This window comes from Streptomyces sp. NPDC040610 (assembly GCF_055594065.1).
Genome location: NZ_JBVIXA010000009.1, coordinates 365,320 through 386,125, shown reverse-complemented (window position 1 = coordinate 386,125; position 20,806 = coordinate 365,320). Strand labels below are relative to the sequence as shown.

The window sequence follows — 20,806 nt, the reverse complement described above, 5'->3', positions numbered from 1 at the left end:
CATGACGCGACGAACCGACTGGGCGGACCGCGCCGACCCCGCGGGGCGCGGCCGCCCCGAGGCCGTCGGCCCGGACGGCCGCGCCCCGGCCGGTGTCGCCCCGGGATTCCCGGGCGACGACGAGGGCGGCGGCCCGCACGGCGGCGGTCGTGGCGGCAGGGGCGGTCGCGCCGGTGGCCGTCGGCGGCGCGGCGGCTTCGGCGGCCCACAGGACAGCGGTTCCCCGTCCTCGTCGAGGGCCGAGGACGGGGAACCGCCCACGGGGGACCCGGCTGAGCGGGCACGGGCCATCTGCCTGCGCCTGCTCACCGGGACCCCGCGCACGCGCAAACAGCTCGCCGACGCGTTGCGCAAGCGGGAGATCCCCGACGACGTGGCGGAAGAAGTGCTGTCCCGCTTCGAAGAGGTCGGCCTCATCAACGACGAGGCCTTCGCGGACGCCTGGGTCGAGTCCCGGCACCACGGCCGGGGCCTGGCGCGGCGCGCGCTCGCGCGGGAGCTGCGCACCAAGGGCGTGGACTCGGCCGTGATCGACGAGGCCGTAGGGCAGTTGGACGCGGACCAGGAAGAAGCCACCGCCCGCGAGTTGGTCGCCCGCAAGCTCCGCTCCACCCGAGGCCTCGACCGGGACAAGAGACTCCGCCGCCTCGCCGGCATGCTCGCCCGCAAGGGATACGCGGAAGGCATGGCGCTCCGGGTCGTGCGACAGGCACTGGAGGAAGAGGGGGAGGACACGGAGGACTTGGGGTACGAGGCGTACTGACCTGGAGCCCGGTCGAAAGGTGGGGTTGTCCCCACCTTGAACATGCCTGGTCACCTCAGTGCACAGGGATCTGTGCACAGGCGACTGTGTACGCATGGCTCAGGACGAGAGCACCGCTGACGACGACGCCGTGCTCGGCGAGGACAGTGCCTCCCAGGATGGCGCCCCCGTCGAGGTTCCAGAGAGTGGCGCCCCTGCCGGGATAGCGGAGAGCGGCGCCCCCGCCGGGACTCCGGAGAGCGGCCCCCGCACCACCGAGGCCCCAGCGGGCCGCGCCCCCGCGAGCAGCCACCTCCCGCCCGCGCCCCAGGAGCTCAACGACCTCCAGGCCCTCAAGGCGCTCGCGCAGCCCCGGCGGCAGCAGATCCTGCAGCACCTCACCCTGCACGGTCCCGCCACCTCCGCGATGCTGGCGCGCGCCCTTGGCCTGAACACCGGGGCCACCAGCTACCACCTCCGCGAACTGGAGCGCTACGGCTTCGTCGAGGAGACACCGGGCCCCGGGCACGGGCGGGAGCGCTGGTGGCGCCTGATCCTGGGCGACCGGCGCTTCCCACCCCGCAGCCGGCAGAGCGCAGAGACGCGGCTCGTCATGGACGAGCTGAACCACCACGCGTACGCCGCCGACCTCGAACTCTTCGCCCGGCTCCAGCGGGAGACCGACGCCGCCGAGGCGGACGAATGGGCCGATGCCTTCCCGTACTCCCGCGGCACGATGCGGCTGACAGCGGCCGAACTCCGCGAGTTCTTCGAGGAGTACATCGCACTCCTCAACCGCTACAAACGCCCCGACGCCGACACCCCGCCCGGCGCCCGCACGGTGCTCACCCGCTTCCTCGCCTTCCCGACCCCGGTGACCGACGAGGCCGCCGACAACCGCAAAGGTCCCGAGACGCCATGATGCTGAGCTACGCACTGCAGACGATCCGGGACCGCAAAGGTGGATTCCTGGGCGCGTTCGTCGCATTGATGTGTGCCGCCGCGCTCATCACGGCCTGCGGCACGCTCCTGGAGACAGGCCTGCGCGGCACCATCCGCACCGAGCGCTACGCCGCCGCACCCGTGATCGTCTCCGCGGACCAGAACGTCCACAAGACGACGGTCAAGCACAAGAAGGGCAAGACCAAGGTCAAGCACAAGGCCAAGCCGATCGCCGAGCGGGCCTGGCTGCCGGACAGCGTCACGCAACGGCTCAAGGACGTCCCCGGGGTCGGCAAGGTGGTGCCCGAACTGACCTTCCTGGCAGAGCCGTTGATGCCCTCAGGGGTACGCGACGCGAGCCGCCCCGCGTACGGCCACGCCTGGACATCGGCCGCCCTCACTCCCTTCCGGCTCGCCGACGGCAGGGCCCCGCGCGCCGCCACCGACCTCGTCATCGACCGCGGCCTCGCCGACCGCGCCGGACTCAAGCCCGGCGACCGCCTCACCGTGCAGTCGACGCAAGCCCCGCGCACGTACCGCGTCACGGGCATCGCCACCCCCGGCGGAGGCCACGGCAGCGGCGGCGCGCTCGCGCACCAGACCGCGCTGTTCTTCTCCACCCAGGAGGCCCAGCGGCTCGCCGCCCACCCGGGCAAGGTCACCGCCGTGGGTGTCCTGCCGGCCGACGGCATATCCGCCGACCAGCTCAAGGCAGCCGTCAAGAAGGCGCTCAGCGGTACGACCGCGCAGGTCGACAGCGGTGGCGATCGGGGGCCGGTCGAGTTCCTGGACGCCGCGGGTGCCCGCGTGCGGCTGGTCAGCATCGGCGGCGCCATGGGCGGCACCTCACTGCTCGTCGCCGTCCTCGTGGTCGTCGGCACCTTCGCGCTCTCCATCCAGCAGCGCCACCGCGAACTGGCCCTGCTGCGCGCCATCGCCGCGAGCCCGAAGCAGATCCGCCGTCTGCTCGGCCGTGAGGCGCTCATCGTCGGAGCGGCCGGGGGAGTGCTCGGCGCGCTCGCCGGAATCCCGCTCGGCGCGCTGCTGTACGACGAGTTCGTGTCCCGCGGCGCCGTCCCGGCGACCCTCGACCGTGTCGTCAGCCCCTTCCCGCTGCTCGCCGCTTTCGCCACGACGCTCCTGGGTGCCTGGGCCGCCGCCCGTGTCTCCGCACGCCGCATCGTGCGGATCCGCCCGGGCGAAGCCCTCGCCGAGGCCCGCGTCGAGCCCGCCAGGCCCTCCTGGGCCCGCATCGGGGCGGGTCTCGCCCTCCTCGCCGCGGGGATCGTCCTCGTCGTCGTCCTCGGCAGCCTGCGCACCGAGCCCGCCTCGACTCCCGTCACCTTCCTGGCCGTTGTCGTCCTCGCCACCTCCGTCGCCCTGCTCGGGCCGCTCATCGTGAAGGCGGCCGCCGCCCTCCTCTCCCTGCCGCTGCGCATGACCGGCCCCGGCGGCCGCCTCGCGCACGCCAACCTGCGCGGCAACGCCGCCCGCATGGCCGCCGCCGTCACCCCCCTCGTCCTGCTCATCGGCATGACCTGCACCGTCCTGTTCGTCCAGCCGACCCTCGACGCCGCCGCCACCGCCCAGGCCCGCGACGGAGTCCGCGCGGACTGGGTCCTGACCGCGCGGGGACCGGGCGTGCCCGAGCAGGCCGCCGGGCACCTGCGGACGGCTGCGGGCGTCGACGCCGTCACCGAGGTCGTCCGCACGACCGTCCGCGTCGGCCTGGACAAGTACCCGGCACAGGGCGTGACCCCGGCGGGGCTCGGGCGCACCTGGGACCCGGACGTCACCGCGGGCTCGCTGACGTCCTTCGGCGCGGGCGACGTCGCCCTCAGTGAGGTCGCCGCCGACCGACTCGGCGTGCGGCCGGGCAGCAGCCTCAAGCTCACGCTCGGAGACGGCACCCCGACGACCCTGAAGGTCACCGCCGTCTACGCGCGCGGGCTCGGCTTCGGCGATCTGACCATGGCCCACGAACTGGTCGCCCGCCACGTCGACAACCCGCTCGCCGCCTCGGTCCTCGTCAAGACCGACCGTACGAAGGATCAACTCTCGACGGCCCTCGCGAAGTTCCCGAACGTACGTGTCCAGTCACCCTCCGTTGTCGGCGCCCTCCAGGCCGAGCGCGGGCAGGCGAACGCCGAGGTGAACCACGTGGCCATGGGGCTGGTCCTGGCCTTCACCGCGATCGCCGTCGTCAACACGTTCGCGATGTCGATCTCCGAGCGCGCCCAGGAGTTCGCGCTCCTCCGCCTCGCCGGTGCGACGCGCCGCCAGATCCTGCGGATGCTGCGCACCGAGGCGCTCGCCGTCCTGCTCCTCGCGACCGTGCTCGGCAGTGGCATCGCCCTCGCCGTCCTGACCGGCTTCAGCGTCGGCATGACCGGCACCGCGGCGCCGACCGTCCTGCCCCTCGTCCTCGCGGCCGTGGTCGGCGTCGCCGGACTGCTCGCCCTGACGGCGACGGCACTGCCCGGCCGGACGGCCCTGAAGCCGCGCCCCGTCACGCTCGCGACGGCCAGGGAGTGAGGGAGTGGTGGGTGAGGGGGGAGGGGTGAGGGCCGAGGAGCGAGCTAGCTAGCCGGCCAAGAAGTAAGGGGCGGTAAGCAATGGCGGACGCCCCTTACTCGGTCTGCTCGACCTCCCCGACATCCCCGACCTCCTCGGCCCTCTCGATCGGTACCCGGTCCCACCCAACCGCTCGCGGTCTACTCGACCGGCAGCCCCGCCGCCTTCCACGCCTGAAATCCGCCGATGAGGTCCGTCGCGTGCCGTAGCCCCAACTGCCGCAGGGAAGCGGCCGCGAGGCTCGACGCGTAGCCCTCGTTGCAGAACACCACGACCCGCAGCTCATGGCTGGTGGCCTCGGCTGCGCGGTGGCTGCCCTGGGGGTCAAGGCGCCACTCCAGTTCGTTGCGCTCGACGACGAGGGCGCCGGGGATCAGGCCGTCCCGCTCGCGCAGCTCCGCGTACCGGGTGTCGACGAGCAGCCCGCCCGAGCCCGCGATCTCGTACGCCTGCTCAGGGGTGAGCCGGTCGAGTCCGCGTCGCACCCGCTCCAGCAACTCGTCGATGCCTACGGGGGATCGAGGTTCTCCGGAGGGATGCTGCTCCGCGGGGACTCCGGGGACTCCGGAGGCGCCGTTCACTTCCAGGCCCGCGCTCACTGCCAGTCCTCCGGACGCTCGACGTGCTCGAGGCGCAGCACGGCGCCGGTGCGGCTGTAGCGGCGGATCTGGGGGAGCGGGGGGTAGTAGGCGTGCACGGAGATGGCGTGCTGGTCCGTGGACTCGTTGAGCACCTCGTGCACGTGGTTGCGGCCGAAGGCCCGGCCCTGTCCGGTGGCGAGTCGGCGTTCGCGGTCGACGCCCTCGGTGAGTTCCAGGGTCTTCCAGCCGTCGGTGGGCAGGCGGGCGGCGAGCGAGTTCTCCTTGAGGGTGCCCGCGGCGGTGGTGAACGCACCGACCGACTCGGCGTGGTCGTGCCAGCCGGTGCCGGTGCCGGGCGGCCAGCCGATCAGCCAGGCCTCGCTGCCCTGGGGGCCTTCGAGGCGGACCCAGGTGCGGCCCTCCGCGTCCAGGGGCAGCGAGGCGATGAGGTCGGTGTCGGCCGCGGCGCGGCGCACGAAGTCGAGGAGCTCGGCCGAGGTGGGCTTGGCCGTAGGCCGGGCCGCCGTGGGCAGCGCGGCGGGTACGGGAGCAGAGGCCGGTACGGAGGCAGACATGGGGTCCGTCCAGTGAGTTCGCGGAAGCGCACACCGGCGTACGGCATGCGCGGAAAGAAGGAATGGCGAATTCAGCAGGACGGCTGACACACGCAGCCCGCATAGCGGACGAGGTCCATATGGACCCTCCGCCACAGGCGAACAGCGGTGTCGGTCATGGTCGGGAGTAGACCATGAGGCCGGGAGGCGGTCAACTCATGTTCAGCATCCGGTCGGTCGGTCGTCTCAGGATGGACCACCGGGCTTCTCGGGGTCGCTCTTTCCGCTGGTCGGAGCGTTGGACGGGGTACGGGAGGGGGCGCTGGACCCGGAGTCGGACAGGCGCTCGGTCGAGGCGCCGGACACCTCGCCGGAAGCAGAAGCAGAAGCGGAAGCGGAACGAGAATTCGCACCGCCCTCGCCCAGCGCAGCCTCAGCCGCCGCGTACAGCTCCGCCGGACGCACCCCGCTGAGCGCGGTGACCAGATGGCCGTCGGGGCGTACGAGAAGGACGGAGTGCGCCGCGGCGCCCGGGTAGCCCTCCGCGACGAGAAGTTCGGCGGGGTGGGGGAGCGCGGTGACCGCGGCGGCGAGCCGGGGCATGATCCCGGCCGTCACCCAGTGCCGCCGCTCCCACACGACGGTGCCCGGCGCCACGAGCACGACGAGCAGATGGCCGCGGCCGAGCCGGTCCCGCAGCCGGACGAAGGTGCCGTCGGGCGCGGTCACGCCCACGTCGGTGACCGGACTGCCCGGTTCCGTGTCCACCGCCACGACGGAGTCCGAACTCTCCGGGGCCAGCGGCGAGTCGGTGTACCTGCCGGGCCCGCCCAGCTGTCCGTTGCCCACATGGCCGTCCATGAGCAGGGCGTCCTGCCCGCGCGCGGTCCCGGGGACGTACGCCCGCAGGCCCTTGCCTCCGCGCAGCGCGGGCAGTGCCTGGTCGGCGGCGCGCAGACGCCCGGAGACCGCGCCCCGGCGCTCGGCCTGATAGCTGTCGAGCAGTGCCTCGCGCGGGCCGTGGTGCCAGGCCAGGGCGAGCTTCCAGGCGAGGTTGTCCGCGTCGCGCAGGCCCTCGTCCAGACCGTGGGTGCCGAGCGCACCGAGGAGGTGCGCGGCGTCCCCGGCCAGGAAGGCGCGGCCGACCCGCCACCGGCGGGCGAGGCGGTGGTGGACGGTGTGGACGCCGGTGTCGAGCAGTTCGTACGCCGGGGTGGCGCCGCCGCACCAGCCGGCGAGCGTCTCGCGGATGCGGGTCACGAGGACGTCGGGGGTCACCAGCTCGCCGCGCGGCGGCAGGAGCCAGTCGATCCGCCACGCGCCGTCGGCCAGCGGACGTCCCGTCACCTCGGCACCGCCACCACGCCAAGGAGGGCTCCGATGCAACAACGCCTGGCCGGGCCACGGAAGTTCCGTGCGCAGCGCGGCGACCGCGTGCCGCTCCACCGCCGTGCGCCCCGGGAAGCGGACGTCGAGCAGCTTGCGCACGGTCGAGCGGGGCCCGTCGCACCCCACCAGGTAACTGCCACGCCACCAGGTGTCCTTGAGCCCGCGCGTGTGGGCGGTGAGCCCGGAGGCATCCTGCTCCAGGGCGTCGAGCTTGCTCTCCACGGCGACCTTGACGAGGCGTTCGTCGGCGATGGCGGCCCGCAGCGCGCCGGTCAGCTCGTGCTGCGGGACGTGCAGCGGAGAGGGCAGCTCGTCACTGAACGTGAGCTCCCGCATCACCTGCTTGCGGCGCATCGAACGCCATCCGGTCCAGCGCGCGCCGGTCTCCACGTCGCCGAACGAGTGCCCGGCGAGCCGTTCGACGAGTGCCGTGGTGTCCTCGCGCAGGACGGCGGTCCGCGCGGGCCGCTGCTCGTCCTTGCCGGGCCCTTCGTCGAGGACGACGGTGGGAACGGAGTGACGTGCGAGGGCCAGGGCGAGGGTGAGGCCGACGGGACCCGCGCCGACGACGATCACCGGGTCCACGGCGCGCGGCCTCCTGCCAGGACGGTCCGGGGGCGCTGGACGTACGTACAGGAAATGGCAGTTGGAGCCCGGTGCACGATCACAGAACGTATGCAACAGACTGCATGGCACCCCGTCAAGCGGACGCTCGGGGCATACCCCTTCGGGAGACTGGGCGGCGCACCGAAACGACGATGGCCCGCCGGTGTTCCGGCGGGCCATCGCGGTGTGCGTGCGCGAACGCGTTACTTCTTGAGGTCCGGGGGCGGGGTGTCCTCCGGCGGCTCGGTGGCACCGCCGTCGGCCGTGGCCGCACCGTCAGCCGTACCGTCCGTGGAAGTCGGGCCCTCCGTAGAGGCCGCATCCCCCGTAGAGACCGCCCCCTCCGTAGAGGCCGCGTCCTCCGCCACGGCCACACTGTCCGCCATCGGCGGGACGACGGGCGACACGGGCTTGTCGAGCACCTGCGGGGCCTCGGCGGGCTCTGCGGCCGCCGCCACCTTGATGCCCGTCTTCGCCCGCCTGCCGCGCCGCTCGAGCCACGTGGCGAGGGACGAGAGGGCCAGGCACATCACGATGTAGATGGCGCCGACGACGATCACCACGGGGGTGATCGGGTTCTCGCCGTTGACGATGATGTTGTTCGCCATCGTGCGGGCGGCGAAGAGCAGTTCGTCGTACGTGATGATGTAGCCGAGGGACGTGTCCTTCAGCGTCACCACCAACTGGCTGATGACCGTCGGCAGCATGGCGCGGATCGCCTGGGGCATCTGGAGGGTGATCATGACCTGCGACTTGCGCAGGCCGAGCGCGTACCCGGCCTCGACCTGACCACGGGGCACGGCGTTGACGCCCGCGCGGAACACCTCGGCCTGGACGCAGCCGTTGTACACGGTGAGGCCGATGACCAGGGCCCAGAAGGAGCTGTTCTCGCCGATCACACCCAGGTTGTTCTGGTAGGTGAGGATCAGCACCCACAGCGCGTAGATGGTGATCAGCAGCGGGACGGCGCGAAACAGCTCGATGAAGCCCGTGGCGAACCAGCGGATCGCCCGGTGGTCCGAGAGCCGGCCGACGGAGAGCAGCAGGCCGAGGAGGAGCGAGAGGACCCCCGCCAGGGCGAACACCTTGAGGGTGCTCACCAGGCCGTCGCGGATCTTGTTCCGCACGCCCGCGTTGTTGAAGATGTCCCAGACCTCGGGCTCCAGCTGGCCCTTGTCGTGCAGTCGGAAGACCGCGAAGACGATCAGGCCGAGCACGGCGAGCGAGCCGACGACCGTGTAGATGCGGTTGCGCAGACGGGCCTTCGGTCCCGGCGCGTCGTACAGGACGCTCGCACTCATCGCGCGACCCCCAAGCGGCGCTCAAGCAGCCGGAAGAGACCGCTGATGGTGAAGGTGATGATCAGGTAGCCGAGGGCCACCCAGAGGAAGATCCAGGCGATGTCGAAGCCCTTGTCGCTGAGCAGCTTCTGCACACCGAACAGCTCCGTCACGCTGAACGCACCCGCGATGGCGGAGTTCTTCGTCAGGGCGATGAAGATCGAGCTGAGCGGCGGGATCACCGTGCGGGTGGCCTGCGGCAGGACGATCAGACGCAGGGTCTGGAAGAACGTCATGCCGATGGAGCGGGCTGCCTCCGCCTGGCCCAGGGGCACCGTGTTGATGCCGGACCTGATGGCCTCGCAGACGAACGCCGAGGTGTAGAAGCCGAGTGCGAGCAGCGCCTTGGTCCAGGGGCTGAGACCCGGCATGAAGATCACGGGAACGACGAACCACGCCACGAGGAAGAGCACCGTGAGCGGGGTGTTCCGGAAGAGCGTGACCCAGGCCGCGCCGAAGAAGCGCAGCGGGGGCACGGGAGACACGCGGAACCCGGCGATCACGATCCCCAGCACCATCGCGAGGGCTCCGCTGGCCAGGGTCAGCAGGATGGTTCCTATGAACCCCTCCCGGAATTCCGGGAGATGATCGAGCAAAACATTCACGGAGATGTCCTAGCGGCGGCTGCTGTCGGGCGGAGCTGCCGCGCCCTGCGCGTGCCGTGACGGCACCCACAGGGCGCGGCGCTCAGTGCCGGTGGAACGGACGGAGATATCAGTAACGCTCGAGGGCCGGGGGCTCCTGGTACGGGGAGCCGGACAGGCCGAGGGTCGCCTCGTACGCCTTCTTGTAGTCACCGTTCTTCTGGTGCGCCTCAAGAGCGTCGGCGACGGCGTCCCGCAGGGCCTTGTCGTCCTTGTTCATGCCGACGCCGTACGGCTCCTTCGTGAAGGGGTCGCCGACGACCTTGAGCTTCTCCGGGCGCTGGGCCGCGTAGCCCTTGAGGATCGCGTCGTCGGTGGTGACGGCGTCGACCTCCTTGTTCAGCAGCTGCTGAACGCACTCGGAGTACTTGGACAGCTCGACGGTCTTGGCGCCGTACTTGGACTTCTTGATCTCCTGCAGCGGCGTAGAGCCCTTGATGGAGCAGACCGTCTTGCCCTTGACGGACTTCGGACCCGTGATGCCCTTCTCGTCCTTGCGGACGAGAAGGTCGGCACCGGCCATGAAGTACGGCCCGGCGAACCCGACCTGCTTCTTGCGCTCGTCGTTGATCGTGTACGTGCCTACGTAGAGGTCGACCTGGCCCTTGGAGATGGCCGTCTCACGCACGTTCGAGTCGATCGTCTCGAACTTGACCTTGTCCGCGGGGAAGCCGAGGTCCGCCGCCACCATCTTGGCGATCTCGATGTCGAAGCCGGAGCGCTTGCCGTCGGTGTCCTCGAAGCCCAGGAACGGCTGGTCGTTCTTGGCGCCGAAGACGATCTCGCCGTCCTTCTGCGCCTTCTTCAGGGTCGGGGAGTCGATCTTGACGTTCTTGGCGACCGCGTACGTGGGCAGCTTCGGCTGGTTCTTGCCGCCGGCGCCGCCCTTCGGCTTGTCACCGGCGGTCCCGGAGTCACCGCCGCAGGCGGTGGCGGTCAGGGCGAGAGCGGCGATCACCGCCGCCGCGGCGGCGGACTTGCGAACCTTCATGGTGGACATCCTTTGTTTCGGCGGAGGTTGGGGGAGACGCTGTGGTGCGTCCCGACATCGAGGTGGCATACCCGGCGTCCTCGGCGCACAGGCCGCGCCGGCGGGTCGCACGCGGGTGCGCGTCAGTGATGCAGGATCTTCGACAGGAAGTCCTTGGCGCGGTCGCTGCGCGGATTGCTGAAGAACTGGTCCGGAACGGCCTCTTCGACGATGCGGCCGTCCGCCATGAAGACGACACGGTTGGCCGCCGACCGGGCGAAGCCCATCTCGTGCGTGACGACCACCATGGTCATGCCGTCCCGGGCGAGCTGCTGCATGACCTCGAGGACCTCGTTGATCATCTCGGGGTCGAGGGCCGAGGTGGGCTCGTCGAAGAGCATCACCTTGGGGCCCATCGCCAACGCGCGGGCGATCGCGACGCGTTGCTGCTGGCCGCCGGAGAGCTGCGCCGGGTACTTGTCGGCCTGGGAGCCGACACCCACCCGGTCCAGCAGGGTGCGGGCCTTCTCCTCCGCCTCTGCCTTGGCCGTCCTGCGCACCTTGGTCTGGCCCAGCATCACGTTCTCGAGCACGGTCTTGTGCGCGAAGAGGTTGAAGGACTGGAAGACCATGCCCACGTCCGCGCGGAGCTTGGCGAGCTCCTTGCCCTCCTGGGGCAGCGGCTTGCCGTCGATCGAGATCGCTCCCGAATCGATGGTCTCCAGGCGGTTGATGGTGCGGCACAGCGTCGACTTGCCCGACCCGGAGGGACCGATCACGACGACGACCTCGCCGCGGGTGATGGTCAGGTCGATGTCCTGGAGGACGTGCAGGGCACCGAAGTGCTTGTTGACACCCTTCAGCACGACAAGGTCGTCCGCCGCGGGCTTGGCGTCCTTGGTCACCGATACTTCGGTCACGGCTTGTTGCTCCATCCTCCTCGGGTTGGGAGGACAGTAGTAACCCGGTGCGACCAGCGTCATTACATCTGAGGGGAAATTGAGCATAACGATCCGGCCGCAACCGGACACTCCGTGTGAAGGGGGCGCCCCGGCTGCGTACCGGGTGCATAACGGAACGTGTCCGTGACCCTAAGGGCCTTGACGCGGTCCTTATCCATCGGCGTGGATGCCTTGGGTGCTTTCGTGCGCCCGGATACCGCTTGAAAACCGCGCGCACGCGCGCGTGCCCGGCGGCCGCGAACGCACATACGGAACCGTGCGAGCGGGAACGAAACGACCGATGAACGAATGGGGAGCCGATGGGCTGGGGGGAGACCGCATGAGACTGCTGCTCGTCGAGGACGACGACCACGTGGCCGCCGCCCTGTCCGCGGTCCTGGCCCGGCACGGCTTCGCCGTCACCCACGCCCGCAGCGGCGAGGAGGCCCTGCAGGCCCTGCTGCCCGGTGAAGCGGCGCCCTTCGGAGTCGTACTCCTCGATCTCGGCCTGCCCGACCAGGACGGCTACGAGGTCTGCGGCAAGATCCGCAAGCGCACCTCCATCCCCGTCATCATGGTCACCGCCCGCGCCGACGTCCGCTCCCGCATCCACGGCCTCAACCTCGGAGCCGACGACTACGTAGTGAAGCCGTACGACACCGGGGAACTCATCGCCCGCATCCACGCCGTCATCCGCCGCCCCTCCGCCGGTGCCGCGAAGAAGTCCGCCGACACCGAGCTGCGGCTCGGCAGCGTCCGCATCGAACTGCCCACCCGGCAGGTCAGCGTGGACGGCGACGTGGTCCAGCTGACCCGCAAGGAGTTCGACCTGCTCGCGCTGCTCGCACAGCGCCCCGGAGTCGTCTTCCGGCGCGAGCAGATCATCAGCGAGGTGTGGCGCACGAGCTGGGAGGGCACGGGGCGCACGCTGGAGGTGCACGTGGCGTCCCTGCGAGCCAAACTGCACATGCCCGCCCTGATCGAGACCGTGCGCGGAGTCGGCTACCGACTCGTCGCCCCGGCGTCGTAGCGGGCACAGGTGCGCGCCCGCCTCCTGCCGCTCCTCATCGTCCTGATGGCCGGCGTGCTGCTCGCCCTGGGCTTTCCGCTCGCGGTCAGCGTGGCGTCGGCGCAGCAGCAGAAGGTGGTCGTCGACCGCATCGACGACACGGCGCGCTTCGCCGCGCTCGCACAGTTCGTCACCCAGCGCCCCACGGGCTCACGGGTGCGCGACAAGGACGAGCGGCGCGAGACCCTGCAGAAGGAACTCGACTACTACCACGAGGTGTACGGCATCAAGGCGGGCGTGTTCTTCCGCGACCGCTTCCCCATGGCGCACGCCCCCGGCGACTGGTACCTGCCCACCGGCGGCGGGGACGTGAGCGACGCCTTCGAAGAGGCCCTGCGCTCCCGCGGCAGCCACAACCCGCCCCAGGTGTGGCCCTGGAACGAGGGCGGACGGATCGTCGTCGCCTCACCGGTGATCCGCGACGGCGACGTCGTGGCGGTCGTCGTCACCGACTCGCCCACCGGACGCATGCGGGCGAAGACCCTGCACGGCTGGCTGCTCATCGGTGCGGGCGAGTCCGCCGCCATGCTCCTCGCGGTCGGCGCCGCGCTCCGCCTCACCGGCTGGGTCCTGCGCCCCGTGCGGGTCCTGGACGCCACCACCCACGACATCGCCACCGGGCGCCTCGCCTCCCGCGTCGCAGCCGCAGGCGGTCCGCCGGAACTAAGGCGCCTGGCCCGGTCGTTCAACGAGATGGCGGACAACGTCGAAGACGTCCTCGAGCAGCAGCGCGCCTTCGTCGCCGACGCCTCGCACCAACTGCGCAACCCGCTGTCCGCCCTGCTGCTCCGCATCGAGCTCTTGGCCCTCGAACTGCCCGAGGGCAACGAGGAGATCGCCTCGGTGCGCACCGAAGGCAAGCGCCTCGCGCAGGTCCTCGACGACCTGCTCGACCTGGCGCTCGCGGAACACGCGGCGGCGGATCTCCAGCTCACCGACATCGGCGAGCTGGCGGCCGAGCGCGTCGCCGCCTGGCGGCCGCTGGCCGAGGAGCGGGGCGTGCGGCTGGCCGGGGAGTGCCCGGCGACCACCGGCTGGGCGGACCCGATCGCCCTGTCCAGCGCCCTGGACGCGGTGATCGACAACGCCCTGAAGTTCACACCGGAGGGAGCGGAGGTGCGGGTGCGGGTCGCCGCCGCCGACTCCAGGACCACCATCGTCATCACGGACGGCGGCCCCGGCCTCTCCGACGACGAACTGTCCCGCGTAGGCGACCGCTTCTGGCGCAGCAACCGCCACCAGAACGTCAAGGGTTCGGGTCTCGGCCTGTCGATCTCGCGGGCCCTGCTCGCGTCCGGCGGCGGCACCATGGCGTACGAACGCCATGAACCGCAGGGCCTGAAGGTGACGGTCGGCATTCCGCGGCAGGCGCCGGAGGGGGCGGTCCGGAAGTAGTCCGGGGGCGCTCGGGTTCGGCCGAGCGGTGACTCAGGGTTGACCGGAGAGGGTTTGCCCGGGGGTGCCTCAGGGGTTGCCCGAGGAGCGTCTCAGGGTTTGACCGAGCGGTAGTAGCGCCGCGCGCCCTCGTGCAGGGTGAGGGGGTCGGTGTACAGGGCGGTGCGCAGATCCACCAGTTGGGCCGCGTGCACCTGCGCGCCGATGTGGTCGCGGCTGTCGATGACGGTCCGGGTCAGCCCCTCCGTCAGCTCAGGGTCGGCCCGGTCGGTGGTCACCAGGAGGTTCGCCACGGCCAGCGTCGGCACGGACGCGCTCTGCTGGGCCTGCGGGTAGGCGTCGGCCGGCATGGTGGCGGCGCGGTAGTAGCGGGACGCGCCGCCCTGCTTGTGCAGCGCGTCGACGAGGTCGCCGAGCGGTACGAGGCGGATGGCGAGGCCTTCGGACAGCTCCCGCACCGAGCTGGTGGGCAGCCCACCCGACCAGAAGAACGCGTCGATGTCGCCGTTCCGCAGCAGCTCGGGGGCGGTGTCTATGCCCGCGGGCAGCGCCTTGATGTCCTTGTCGAGCCGCAGCCCCGCGGCCTTGAGCACCCGGTCGGCGATCAGCCGCACGCCCGAGCGCGGCTGCCCCACGGCGACGCGCTGGCCGCGCAGGTCCCGCGCCTCCTCGATCTTGGACGAGCGCCGCACGACGAGCTGTACGTAGTCGTCGTACAGCCGCGCGCAGCCCTGCAGCCGGTCCGCCCCGGGCCGGTCCTCCAGGCGGTACTTCTCCACGGCGTCGGCCGCCGCGATGGTGAAGTCGGCCCCGCCCGTCGCGACGCGCTCGACGTTCTGCTGCGAGCCCTGGCTGTTGAGCAGGTCGATGTCGACGTCCGGCATGTCGTCGGCGGCGGCATTGCGCAGCAGCTTCCCGTACGTCTCGTAGACGGCGCCCTTCACTCCCGTACTGAAGGTCATCCGCCCCTGCGGCGAACTCTCGCCCACCGGCAGCAGCCACCACAGGAGCAGCCCGAACACCACAAGGGCCGCCGCCGAGGCCTGCAGGGCCCGGCGCCGGCTGAGGTGGGGCAGGGCCGCGAACATGGGCGCGATCCTGCCACCTCACGCGGCGTGCTGGCCAGGGCGGGCTGTGCGGGTAAGGGGCGGGGGCTCCGGGCTGTGCCGGTACGCGGCACGCGGGCCGGGGCGTCGGGCTGTGCCGGTACGGGGCCGGGGCTCGGGCGCCCGTGTCAGGCCCCGCGCGCGTGGTCGGCGAGCACTTCCTGGATCACATGGCGCGCGTTGGCGGCGAGCGCCGGGTTGGTGACGGCGTAGTACGGCAGCTGGATGAGCGCCATGGACAGCGCGCGGCCGCGCCCGCGCGCCCATGTCGCGTCGTCTGCGCCGGTCGCGGCGCGGAACGTCTCGCGTGCGTCGGCAGGCAGCAGGTTCCAGGCGACGATCAGGTCACAGGCGGGGTCGCCCACGCCCGCCGTCCCGAAGTCGATCACCGCGTGGAGGCGTCCTTCGCGGACCAGCAGGTTGCCGGGCATGAGGTCGGAGTGGACCCAGACGGGCGGGGCGTCCCAGCCGGGGGTGCGGAGGGTGGCCTCCCAGGCGGCGGTGGCGGCTTGGACGTCGATGCGGGTGTCGACGGCGGGGGAGGTGTTGGTGGCGCTCGCTTCCATGTGATCTGTGTGACCTGTGTGGTCCCCGTGGCCCATGTGACTTGCCTGCCCCACGTGACCTGCCTGCCCCGACCGTCCCAGCCGTCGCAGCTCCTCGATCGCCGCACGTGTCTCGGCGTCCTCCGTCGCCACCGGGGCCCCGCGATAGGCGGGCGGCCCGTCCGTGGGGTCGACGCGGCGCATGGCCGTGACGAACGCGGCCAGGTCCGTGGCGAGCGCGTCGGGTGCGGTGAGTGCCCCGACGGCAGGGTTCTCGCCGTCGAGCCAGCTGTGGACGGACCAGGCCCACGGATACCCCTCGCCGGGCTCGCCGCGGCTCAGCACGGCGGGGATCGTCGTCGGGAGCTGAGGCGCGAGCCAGGGCAGCCAGCGGCTCTCCTTGGCCACGTCCGCGGCGCCTCCGGCGATGCGGGGGAGACGTACGGCCATGTCGTCGCCGAGCCGGAACACCGCGTTGACGGTCCCGGCCGACGGGAACTGCTCGACGGGCAGGTGCGCCCACTGCGGGAACTGGGCCGCGAGCAGCTTCCGGACCAGCGGTACGTCGATGTCCGGCTCCCCGGCGTGCAGCTTGTCGTTCTGGTGGGGCTCGTCGGTGGGCGTCGTCATGCGGGCATTCTTCGTTGTCGCACCGCCCGGGCGAAACCGAATTCTCAGCGGTCGACGGCGCGTTGGAGCAGGTCCTGGAGGGTGTCCTGCTCCTGCTGGGTCAGCGGCGCGAGCGGCGACTCGGCGGAGAGCAGGGCCATGAGGCGCTCGCGCAGGGCGGTGCCCTCGGGCGTGAGGACGAGCTGCTTCGCGCGGCGGTCGCTGGGGTGCGGGCGGCGCTCGACCAGCCCCTGCTCCTCCAGGCGGTCGGAGACGAACGTGGAGTTGGACGGCTCGCAGCACATGCGCTCCGCCAGCTCGCGCAGCGTCAGCGGGCCGGTGAGCTCGCGCAGCGCGACGGCCTGCGGGGCGGTGAGGCCCAGCGTGGCGGCGCGGTCGCGTACGTGGGCGTCGATACGGCGGGCCAGGGTGCCCACGAGGCCGCAGAGGCGGCGGTCGGCGATGGCTTGGAGCTCCGCGCGGTCGGGGGGCCCTGTGGTCGCGGCGTGGGGCTCCGTCTCAGCGGCACCGCCGCGCGATGTCGTCATGTGGCCCAGCTTACGCAATCGCATCGAACTGTAATAATTGCAACTCGAATGATTGCAGCTCTAACGTTCTGGTGCGGCCCGGAAGTCATCCGTTCCGCGTGGTTCCGTCTGCCCACCCACCTGCGCCACCACTGCCGCACGACGTCCTAGGGAGTGCCATGACCAGCTCGGAGACCAATCCGGAGACGAGTCGGGAGACGAGCCCGGAGACCAGTCCGGAGATCGGCTCGGAGACCACCTCGGGCCTCGGCCCGGGGACCAGCTGGGACGACAGGTTCCGCCGTCCTGCCCGCACCCGCACCATCCATATCGGCGACCTGCGCGTCAGCTATGTGGCCGACGGCGCTGTAGGCCTGAAGCCGCGCGGCTGGCTGCCCGCGACGACCGCGGACGACTGGGAGCCGTACGCCGACCACCTCGACGAGCGGGGACACCTGGTCGCGAGCGTCGGCGCGCTGCTCGTCGAGCACGGCGACCGGGCCCTGCTGATAGACACCGGCTTCGGCCCCCAGGTCTCGCCGGACGACCCGGCCGACGAGCGCATCGGCGCGCTCACGAGCGGCGGACTCCTGGACAGCCTCCGCCAGGTGGGCCGCCGCCCCGAGGACATCGAGGCGGTCACCTTCACGCATCTGCACGGCGACCACCTCGGCTGGGCCTGGCACCCCGCCCCCGGCAGCGACCTGCCGCCGTTCGCGCACGCCCCCCACCTCGTCTCCGCGCCCGAGTGGGACCAGCGCCACCTCGCCGCCCCGCACGGTGCGACCCCTGAGCGCCTGGCGGCCTTCGCCGACCGGGTCCGCACGGTCACCGACGGCGAGGAGGTCTTCCCCGGCGTACGCGCCCTCATGACGCCCGGTCACACCGCGGGCCACCTGGTCTTCGAGATCACGTCGAACGGCGAACGGCTCCTCGCGTTCGGCGACGCCCTGCACAGCCCGGTCCAGATCGCCCACCCGGAGTGGTCGGCGGTGGTCGACCTCGACCCGGTGGAGTCCGCCGAGCAGCGCCACCGCCTCGTCGACGAGCTGGGCAAGCCCGGCACGCTGGGCTTCGGGATCCACTTCGCAGACGTGGTGTTCGGCCGGGCCGAGCGGGACGCCGAGGGGCGGACGGCCTGGGTCCCGTTGCCGTGACGCGTGCGGTGCGTCGTTGCCGTGACGCGTGCGGTGCGTCGTTGCCGTGACGCGTGCGGTGCGTCGTTGCCGTGACGCGTGCGGTGCGTCGGCCTGGGCGGCCTGTGAGCTGGGCCCTGGCAGCGTGTGACCCCTGCGGCACGTGGCCCGCGCGGCGCGCGTTCTAGTGCTTGCGGGCCACACCGCCGAACATCGCCACCTCGTCAGGCTCGCCGAGCTCCGTCGGCTCCGGACGCCACCGCGAGCAGGAGACCACGCCGGGCTCCAGCAGTTCGAGGCCGTCGAAGAACTTGGCGACCTGCTCCGGAGTGCGCTGCGTCAGCTTCGGAGTGCCGTGCTCGTTCCAGAAGGCCACGGCCGCGTCGACGTCCGGCATCGCCGGGCTGGTGATCGTGTGCGAGAGGACGAGATGGCTCCCGGAGGGCAGCGCGTCCATGATGCGGCGCACGAGACCCTGAGCCTCCTTGTCGTCCTCGATGAAGATCACGACTCCCAGGAGCATCAACGCGACCGGACGGCTGAAGTCCAGCGTCTGGGAGGCGTGTTCCAGGACGGACTCGACGTCACGCATGTCGGCGTCCAGGTAGTCCGTCCGCCCCTCGGGGGAACTCGTCAGCAGGGCGCGCGCGTGGGTGAGGACCAGCGGATCGTTGTCTACGTAGACGATGCGTGACTCCGGGGCGATCCGCTGGGCCACCTCGTGGGTGTTGTCCGCGGTCGGCAGTCCGGTACCGATGTCGAGGAACTGGCGTACGCCGCAGTCGGCCACCAAGTGCCGTACCGCGCGGCCGAGGAAGAGCCGGTCCGCGCGCGCGTAGTCGCCGATTCCCGGGTGGAGTTCACGGATGCTGTCGCCCGCCTCACGGTCGACCGCGTAGTTGTCCTTGCCGCCGAGCCAGTAGTTCCAGATGCGGGCCGTGTGCGGCTGCGCGGTGTTGATCCGGTTCCGCACGGCGTCGGCCGCGTCGGCCGAGTCCTGTGGGGACGGCTCCTGCGGAGAAGGACTCGCGGTCACGTGATCGCCTCCTGGCGTGACGTTTTACGTGTGACGTTGCGGCGGGGTGGGGGCCGTGACGCGCGCGGCCGCTGATGCGCCTGGAGGCAATCTAGTCGCGGAATGCGGGCGTCCATCTCACTCCCGCGCCACAGCACCCCTGAACGCCCTTACGGAGAGGCGGCTTTCGGGCTGACGTGAGCGCTGTGGAGAGGGTGTCCTTCGAGCACGGGGCGCCGTTCAGCGGATGCGGCGGCGCGGCCTGTGCGTCCGGACGCCGATCCGCACCTCCGCCTCCAGGGTGCGCGGTGCCGCCGCCGCGCGGGCCTCCGCCACGGCCTGCTCGGCCAGTTGGCGCAGGACCGCGCGCGGCGAGCCGTCGGCCGCGAGGACCAGCGTGATGCGCGCCCGCAGCCGGTCGGGGCGGCCGAGGAGGCGTACGTGGGCACGGCCCACACCGTCGACCGCCTGGACGCGCGCGGCCATCGCCGCCGCCAGGGCCGGGCCCGCGAGGGTGACCCCGTCCCGCCCCAGGGGGAGCACCCGCAGCCGCCCCGCGCGGACCTCCAGGGCGACCCAGCACAGGAACAGCAACAGGGCGACGGCCAGGGCGGCGATCACGACGGGCGGCCACCAGCCGTGGTCGCGCCAGCGCCCGAGCGCGGCGCCGTCCAGCCACACGCGGTCGGTGCCCAGGCGCGGCCAGCCGGACGGCAGCCGGTCCCGGACGGGGGTCGCCGTGGTGGCCAGGGCGGCCCCCGAACCGAGCAGTACCGCCGCGGCGCACAGCAGCGTCGCGCGGTTCACGCCTTGCCGGAGCGTGCTCATGAGGGGTCGCTCCCCGGCGTGGGCTCCTGGGCGGCGGTCTGTGGCGTCGTCCCGGGCGGGCCCGGGTCCGGGGCGGGTGGCGGCGCCGGTTCGCGCCACGTGGGCTCCGTACGCAGCCGTACACGCAGCCGGGGCGGCCTGCTGAGCCCGCACTCCGCCAAGGCCGCCTGGGCCGCCCTCAGGACCTCCTGGCGGGCTGTGGCGGGGTCGCCGAACCCCAGCCCCACCCGCGCCCGCGCCCGGCGGCGCCCGACCCGCACCCGCGCCCGCGTGACGCCGGGCACCTGGACCACGGCGTCCCGCAACAGGGCCGCGGCCGCACCGCGTTCGAGGACCGCGCGTACCCCGGGCAGCGGCGGCGCCATCGGAAGACGCCGTCGCTGCCCCGGAGTGATCGCCAGGACCAGCAGGCACACGCCGAGGGCGAACACGGCTGCCGCGGCAGCGATGTTCACCGCCGTACCGCCGTCCGGCCCGTGCGTGGCCAGCCAGTCCACGAGCCGCACCCGCCACCGCGCGGGCGACCGGTCCGCCGCGTGCACCGCCACCACGTCGTACAGCAGCACCCCGGAGGCGACGGCCGCAGCCAGGGCCAACGCGGCCACCGGCAGACGGCGTTCGGACCACGGGCGCCGCCCGCCGCGCGTGACCGTCGCCTCCGTAGACGTCGCTTCGACGCCCCCGGAGTCTGCGGTGCGTTTGGTGTACCCAGTGCCCTCGGCGTAGGCGGCGTCCCCGGCGTACCCAGCACCCTCCGTGTGATCGCCCCTCTCCGTAGAGCGCCTCCGCAGGGACAACTCCCTTACGTGGACCCGGGCCGAGTCCACGGAGAGGCCGGTCAGGTGGGCCGTGCGGTCGGTGACGTGCGAGCGGACGCTCTCGCCCGTGTCGTCCAGCACGCCCGGGTAGGGCACCGCCACGGTGACGTCCACCCGGGCCCGGCGGCCGCGCACGGCCGCCGAGCCCCGGCTGACCCGGACCTCGCCCGGACCCAGCGCCTCCGTGGCGGCGCGTTCCGCGATCCGGCGCACCGCGCGGTCCGCGACGGTGGTCGCACCGCGCTCCGCGGCGGGGGTGCTCATCGCCGCTCCCGGTCACGCCCGGACAGGAACTCCCGGATGTCGGTTCCGTCGTCCACGAGGCGTCCCAGGACGAAGCCCACCGCGCCGAGCGCGGCGACCAGCAGGAACGCCCCGAAGCCGCCGAACCATCCGGCGAATCCCAGTGCCATCCCCGAAAACAGGCCCACCAGGGCTTTGTTCACCACTCACCTCACACCGCAGAAGGGACATC

21 protein-coding genes are annotated in these 20,806 nt (G+C 72.0%); 6 read left to right on the top strand and 15 right to left on the bottom strand.

Going from position 1 to position 20,806, the window contains the following annotated elements; all coding sequences use genetic code 11:
• The first annotated feature begins 1 nt into the window (after window position 1).
• The 3 genes from recX to ACZ6AA_RS29290 all read left to right on the top strand — a co-directional run bounded on the left by recX (window position 2) and on the right by ACZ6AA_RS29290 (window position 4,219).
• A complete protein-coding gene (recX, locus tag ACZ6AA_RS29300; RefSeq protein ID WP_468483070.1) occupies window positions 2-763 on the top strand; it encodes a recombination regulator RecX in 762 nt (253 codons plus the stop codon).
• Window positions 764-857: 94 nt separating this feature from the next.
• A complete protein-coding gene (locus ACZ6AA_RS29295; protein WP_471460774.1) occupies window positions 858-1,664 on the top strand; it encodes a MarR family transcriptional regulator in 807 nt (268 codons plus the stop codon).
• Window positions 1,661-4,219: an FtsX-like permease family protein gene (locus tag ACZ6AA_RS29290; protein WP_468456319.1), complete on the top strand. Its 2,559-nt coding sequence runs from the start codon at window positions 1,661-1,663 to the stop codon at window positions 4,217-4,219. Before ACZ6AA_RS29295 ends, ACZ6AA_RS29290 begins: the two co-directional genes overlap by 4 nt.
• Before the next feature lie 179 nt (window positions 4,220-4,398).
• Here the strand turns inward: ACZ6AA_RS29290 and ACZ6AA_RS29285 are convergent, their stop codons facing one another.
• The 8 genes from ACZ6AA_RS29285 to ACZ6AA_RS29250 form a co-directional block, all read right to left on the bottom strand.
• Entirely contained in the window at window positions 4,399-4,764 is a 366-nt protein-coding gene (locus ACZ6AA_RS29285) for a rhodanese-like domain-containing protein (RefSeq protein WP_471460821.1), read from the bottom strand.
• 89 nt (window positions 4,765-4,853) lie between these two features.
• Complete coding sequence (locus ACZ6AA_RS29280; protein WP_468456315.1) at window positions 4,854-5,414, bottom strand: cupin domain-containing protein; 561 nt, start codon at window positions 5,412-5,414, stop codon at window positions 4,854-4,856.
• A 71-nt stretch (window positions 5,415-5,485) separates the two neighbouring features.
• On the bottom strand, window positions 5,486-5,572 hold the full coding sequence (locus ACZ6AA_RS29275; RefSeq protein WP_361832679.1) for a putative leader peptide: 87 nt from the start codon (window positions 5,570-5,572) through the stop codon (window positions 5,486-5,488).
• Window positions 5,573-5,639: 67 nt separating this feature from the next.
• Window positions 5,640-7,367: an FAD-dependent monooxygenase gene (locus ACZ6AA_RS29270; RefSeq protein WP_471460773.1), complete on the bottom strand. Its 1,728-nt coding sequence runs from the start codon at window positions 7,365-7,367 to the stop codon at window positions 5,640-5,642.
• A gap of 224 nt (window positions 7,368-7,591) precedes the next feature.
• Window positions 7,592-8,689: an amino acid ABC transporter permease gene (locus tag ACZ6AA_RS29265; protein WP_471460772.1), complete on the bottom strand. Its 1,098-nt coding sequence runs from the start codon at window positions 8,687-8,689 to the stop codon at window positions 7,592-7,594.
• Window positions 8,686-9,333 (bottom strand): amino acid ABC transporter permease, encoded by a 648-nt coding sequence (locus tag ACZ6AA_RS29260; RefSeq protein ID WP_190119349.1) that lies wholly within the window; start codon window positions 9,331-9,333, stop codon window positions 8,686-8,688. Before ACZ6AA_RS29260 ends, ACZ6AA_RS29265 begins: the two co-directional genes overlap by 4 nt.
• A gap of 109 nt (window positions 9,334-9,442) precedes the next feature.
• On the bottom strand, window positions 9,443-10,363 hold the full coding sequence (locus ACZ6AA_RS29255) for a glutamate ABC transporter substrate-binding protein (protein ID WP_468456309.1): 921 nt from the start codon (window positions 10,361-10,363) through the stop codon (window positions 9,443-9,445).
• Between the two features lie 122 nt (window positions 10,364-10,485).
• Window positions 10,486-11,262: an amino acid ABC transporter ATP-binding protein gene (locus ACZ6AA_RS29250; protein ID WP_468456307.1), complete on the bottom strand. Its 777-nt coding sequence runs from the start codon at window positions 11,260-11,262 to the stop codon at window positions 10,486-10,488.
• 361 nt (window positions 11,263-11,623) lie between these two features.
• Here ACZ6AA_RS29250 and ACZ6AA_RS29245 point away from each other — a divergent pair, with 361 nt between their 5' ends.
• Entirely contained in the window at window positions 11,624-12,313 is a 690-nt protein-coding gene (locus ACZ6AA_RS29245) for a response regulator transcription factor (protein WP_030362834.1), read from the top strand.
• A gap of 9 nt (window positions 12,314-12,322) precedes the next feature.
• A complete protein-coding gene (locus tag ACZ6AA_RS29240) occupies window positions 12,323-13,747 on the top strand; it encodes a sensor histidine kinase (protein WP_468456305.1) in 1,425 nt (474 codons plus the stop codon).
• A 92-nt stretch (window positions 13,748-13,839) separates the two neighbouring features.
• Here ACZ6AA_RS29240 and ACZ6AA_RS29235 read toward each other — a convergent pair whose 3' ends face one another.
• From ACZ6AA_RS29235 to ACZ6AA_RS29225, 3 genes are all read right to left on the bottom strand, one after another.
• Entirely contained in the window at window positions 13,840-14,835 is a 996-nt protein-coding gene (locus ACZ6AA_RS29235) for a TAXI family TRAP transporter solute-binding subunit (protein WP_468456303.1), read from the bottom strand.
• 146 nt (window positions 14,836-14,981) lie between these two features.
• Window positions 14,982-16,028 (bottom strand): aminoglycoside phosphotransferase family protein, encoded by a 1,047-nt coding sequence (locus ACZ6AA_RS29230; RefSeq protein ID WP_471460771.1) that lies wholly within the window; start codon window positions 16,026-16,028, stop codon window positions 14,982-14,984.
• A gap of 44 nt (window positions 16,029-16,072) precedes the next feature.
• Entirely contained in the window at window positions 16,073-16,555 is a 483-nt protein-coding gene (locus ACZ6AA_RS29225; RefSeq protein ID WP_468456300.1) for a MarR family winged helix-turn-helix transcriptional regulator, read from the bottom strand.
• Window positions 16,556-16,713: 158 nt separating this feature from the next.
• Here ACZ6AA_RS29225 and ACZ6AA_RS29220 point away from each other — a divergent pair, with 158 nt between their 5' ends.
• The gene (locus tag ACZ6AA_RS29220; protein ID WP_468456298.1) at window positions 16,714-17,691 is read left to right on the top strand and encodes an MBL fold metallo-hydrolase; all 978 of its coding nucleotides are present in this window, start codon (window positions 16,714-16,716) and stop codon (window positions 17,689-17,691) included.
• A gap of 163 nt (window positions 17,692-17,854) precedes the next feature.
• On the opposite strand, the gene ACZ6AA_RS29215 is transcribed toward ACZ6AA_RS29220, so the two are convergent.
• The 4 genes from ACZ6AA_RS29215 to ACZ6AA_RS29200 all read right to left on the bottom strand — a co-directional run bounded on the left by ACZ6AA_RS29215 (window position 17,855) and on the right by ACZ6AA_RS29200 (window position 20,777).
• Window positions 17,855-18,643, bottom strand: coding sequence for an SAM-dependent methyltransferase (locus ACZ6AA_RS29215; protein ID WP_468456382.1), 789 nt, complete (start codon window positions 18,641-18,643; stop codon window positions 17,855-17,857).
• 282 nt (window positions 18,644-18,925) lie between these two features.
• The gene (locus tag ACZ6AA_RS29210; RefSeq protein ID WP_471460770.1) at window positions 18,926-19,513 is read right to left on the bottom strand and encodes an alkaline shock response membrane anchor protein AmaP; all 588 of its coding nucleotides are present in this window, start codon (window positions 19,511-19,513) and stop codon (window positions 18,926-18,928) included.
• On the bottom strand, window positions 19,510-20,595 hold the full coding sequence (locus tag ACZ6AA_RS29205) for a DUF6286 domain-containing Asp23/Gls24 family envelope stress response protein (protein WP_471460769.1): 1,086 nt from the start codon (window positions 20,593-20,595) through the stop codon (window positions 19,510-19,512). Before ACZ6AA_RS29205 ends, ACZ6AA_RS29210 begins: the two co-directional genes overlap by 4 nt.
• Window positions 20,592-20,777 (bottom strand): hypothetical protein, encoded by a 186-nt coding sequence (locus ACZ6AA_RS29200; RefSeq protein ID WP_468456292.1) that lies wholly within the window; start codon window positions 20,775-20,777, stop codon window positions 20,592-20,594. Before ACZ6AA_RS29200 ends, ACZ6AA_RS29205 begins: the two co-directional genes overlap by 4 nt.
• Window positions 20,778-20,806 lie beyond the last annotated feature (29 nt).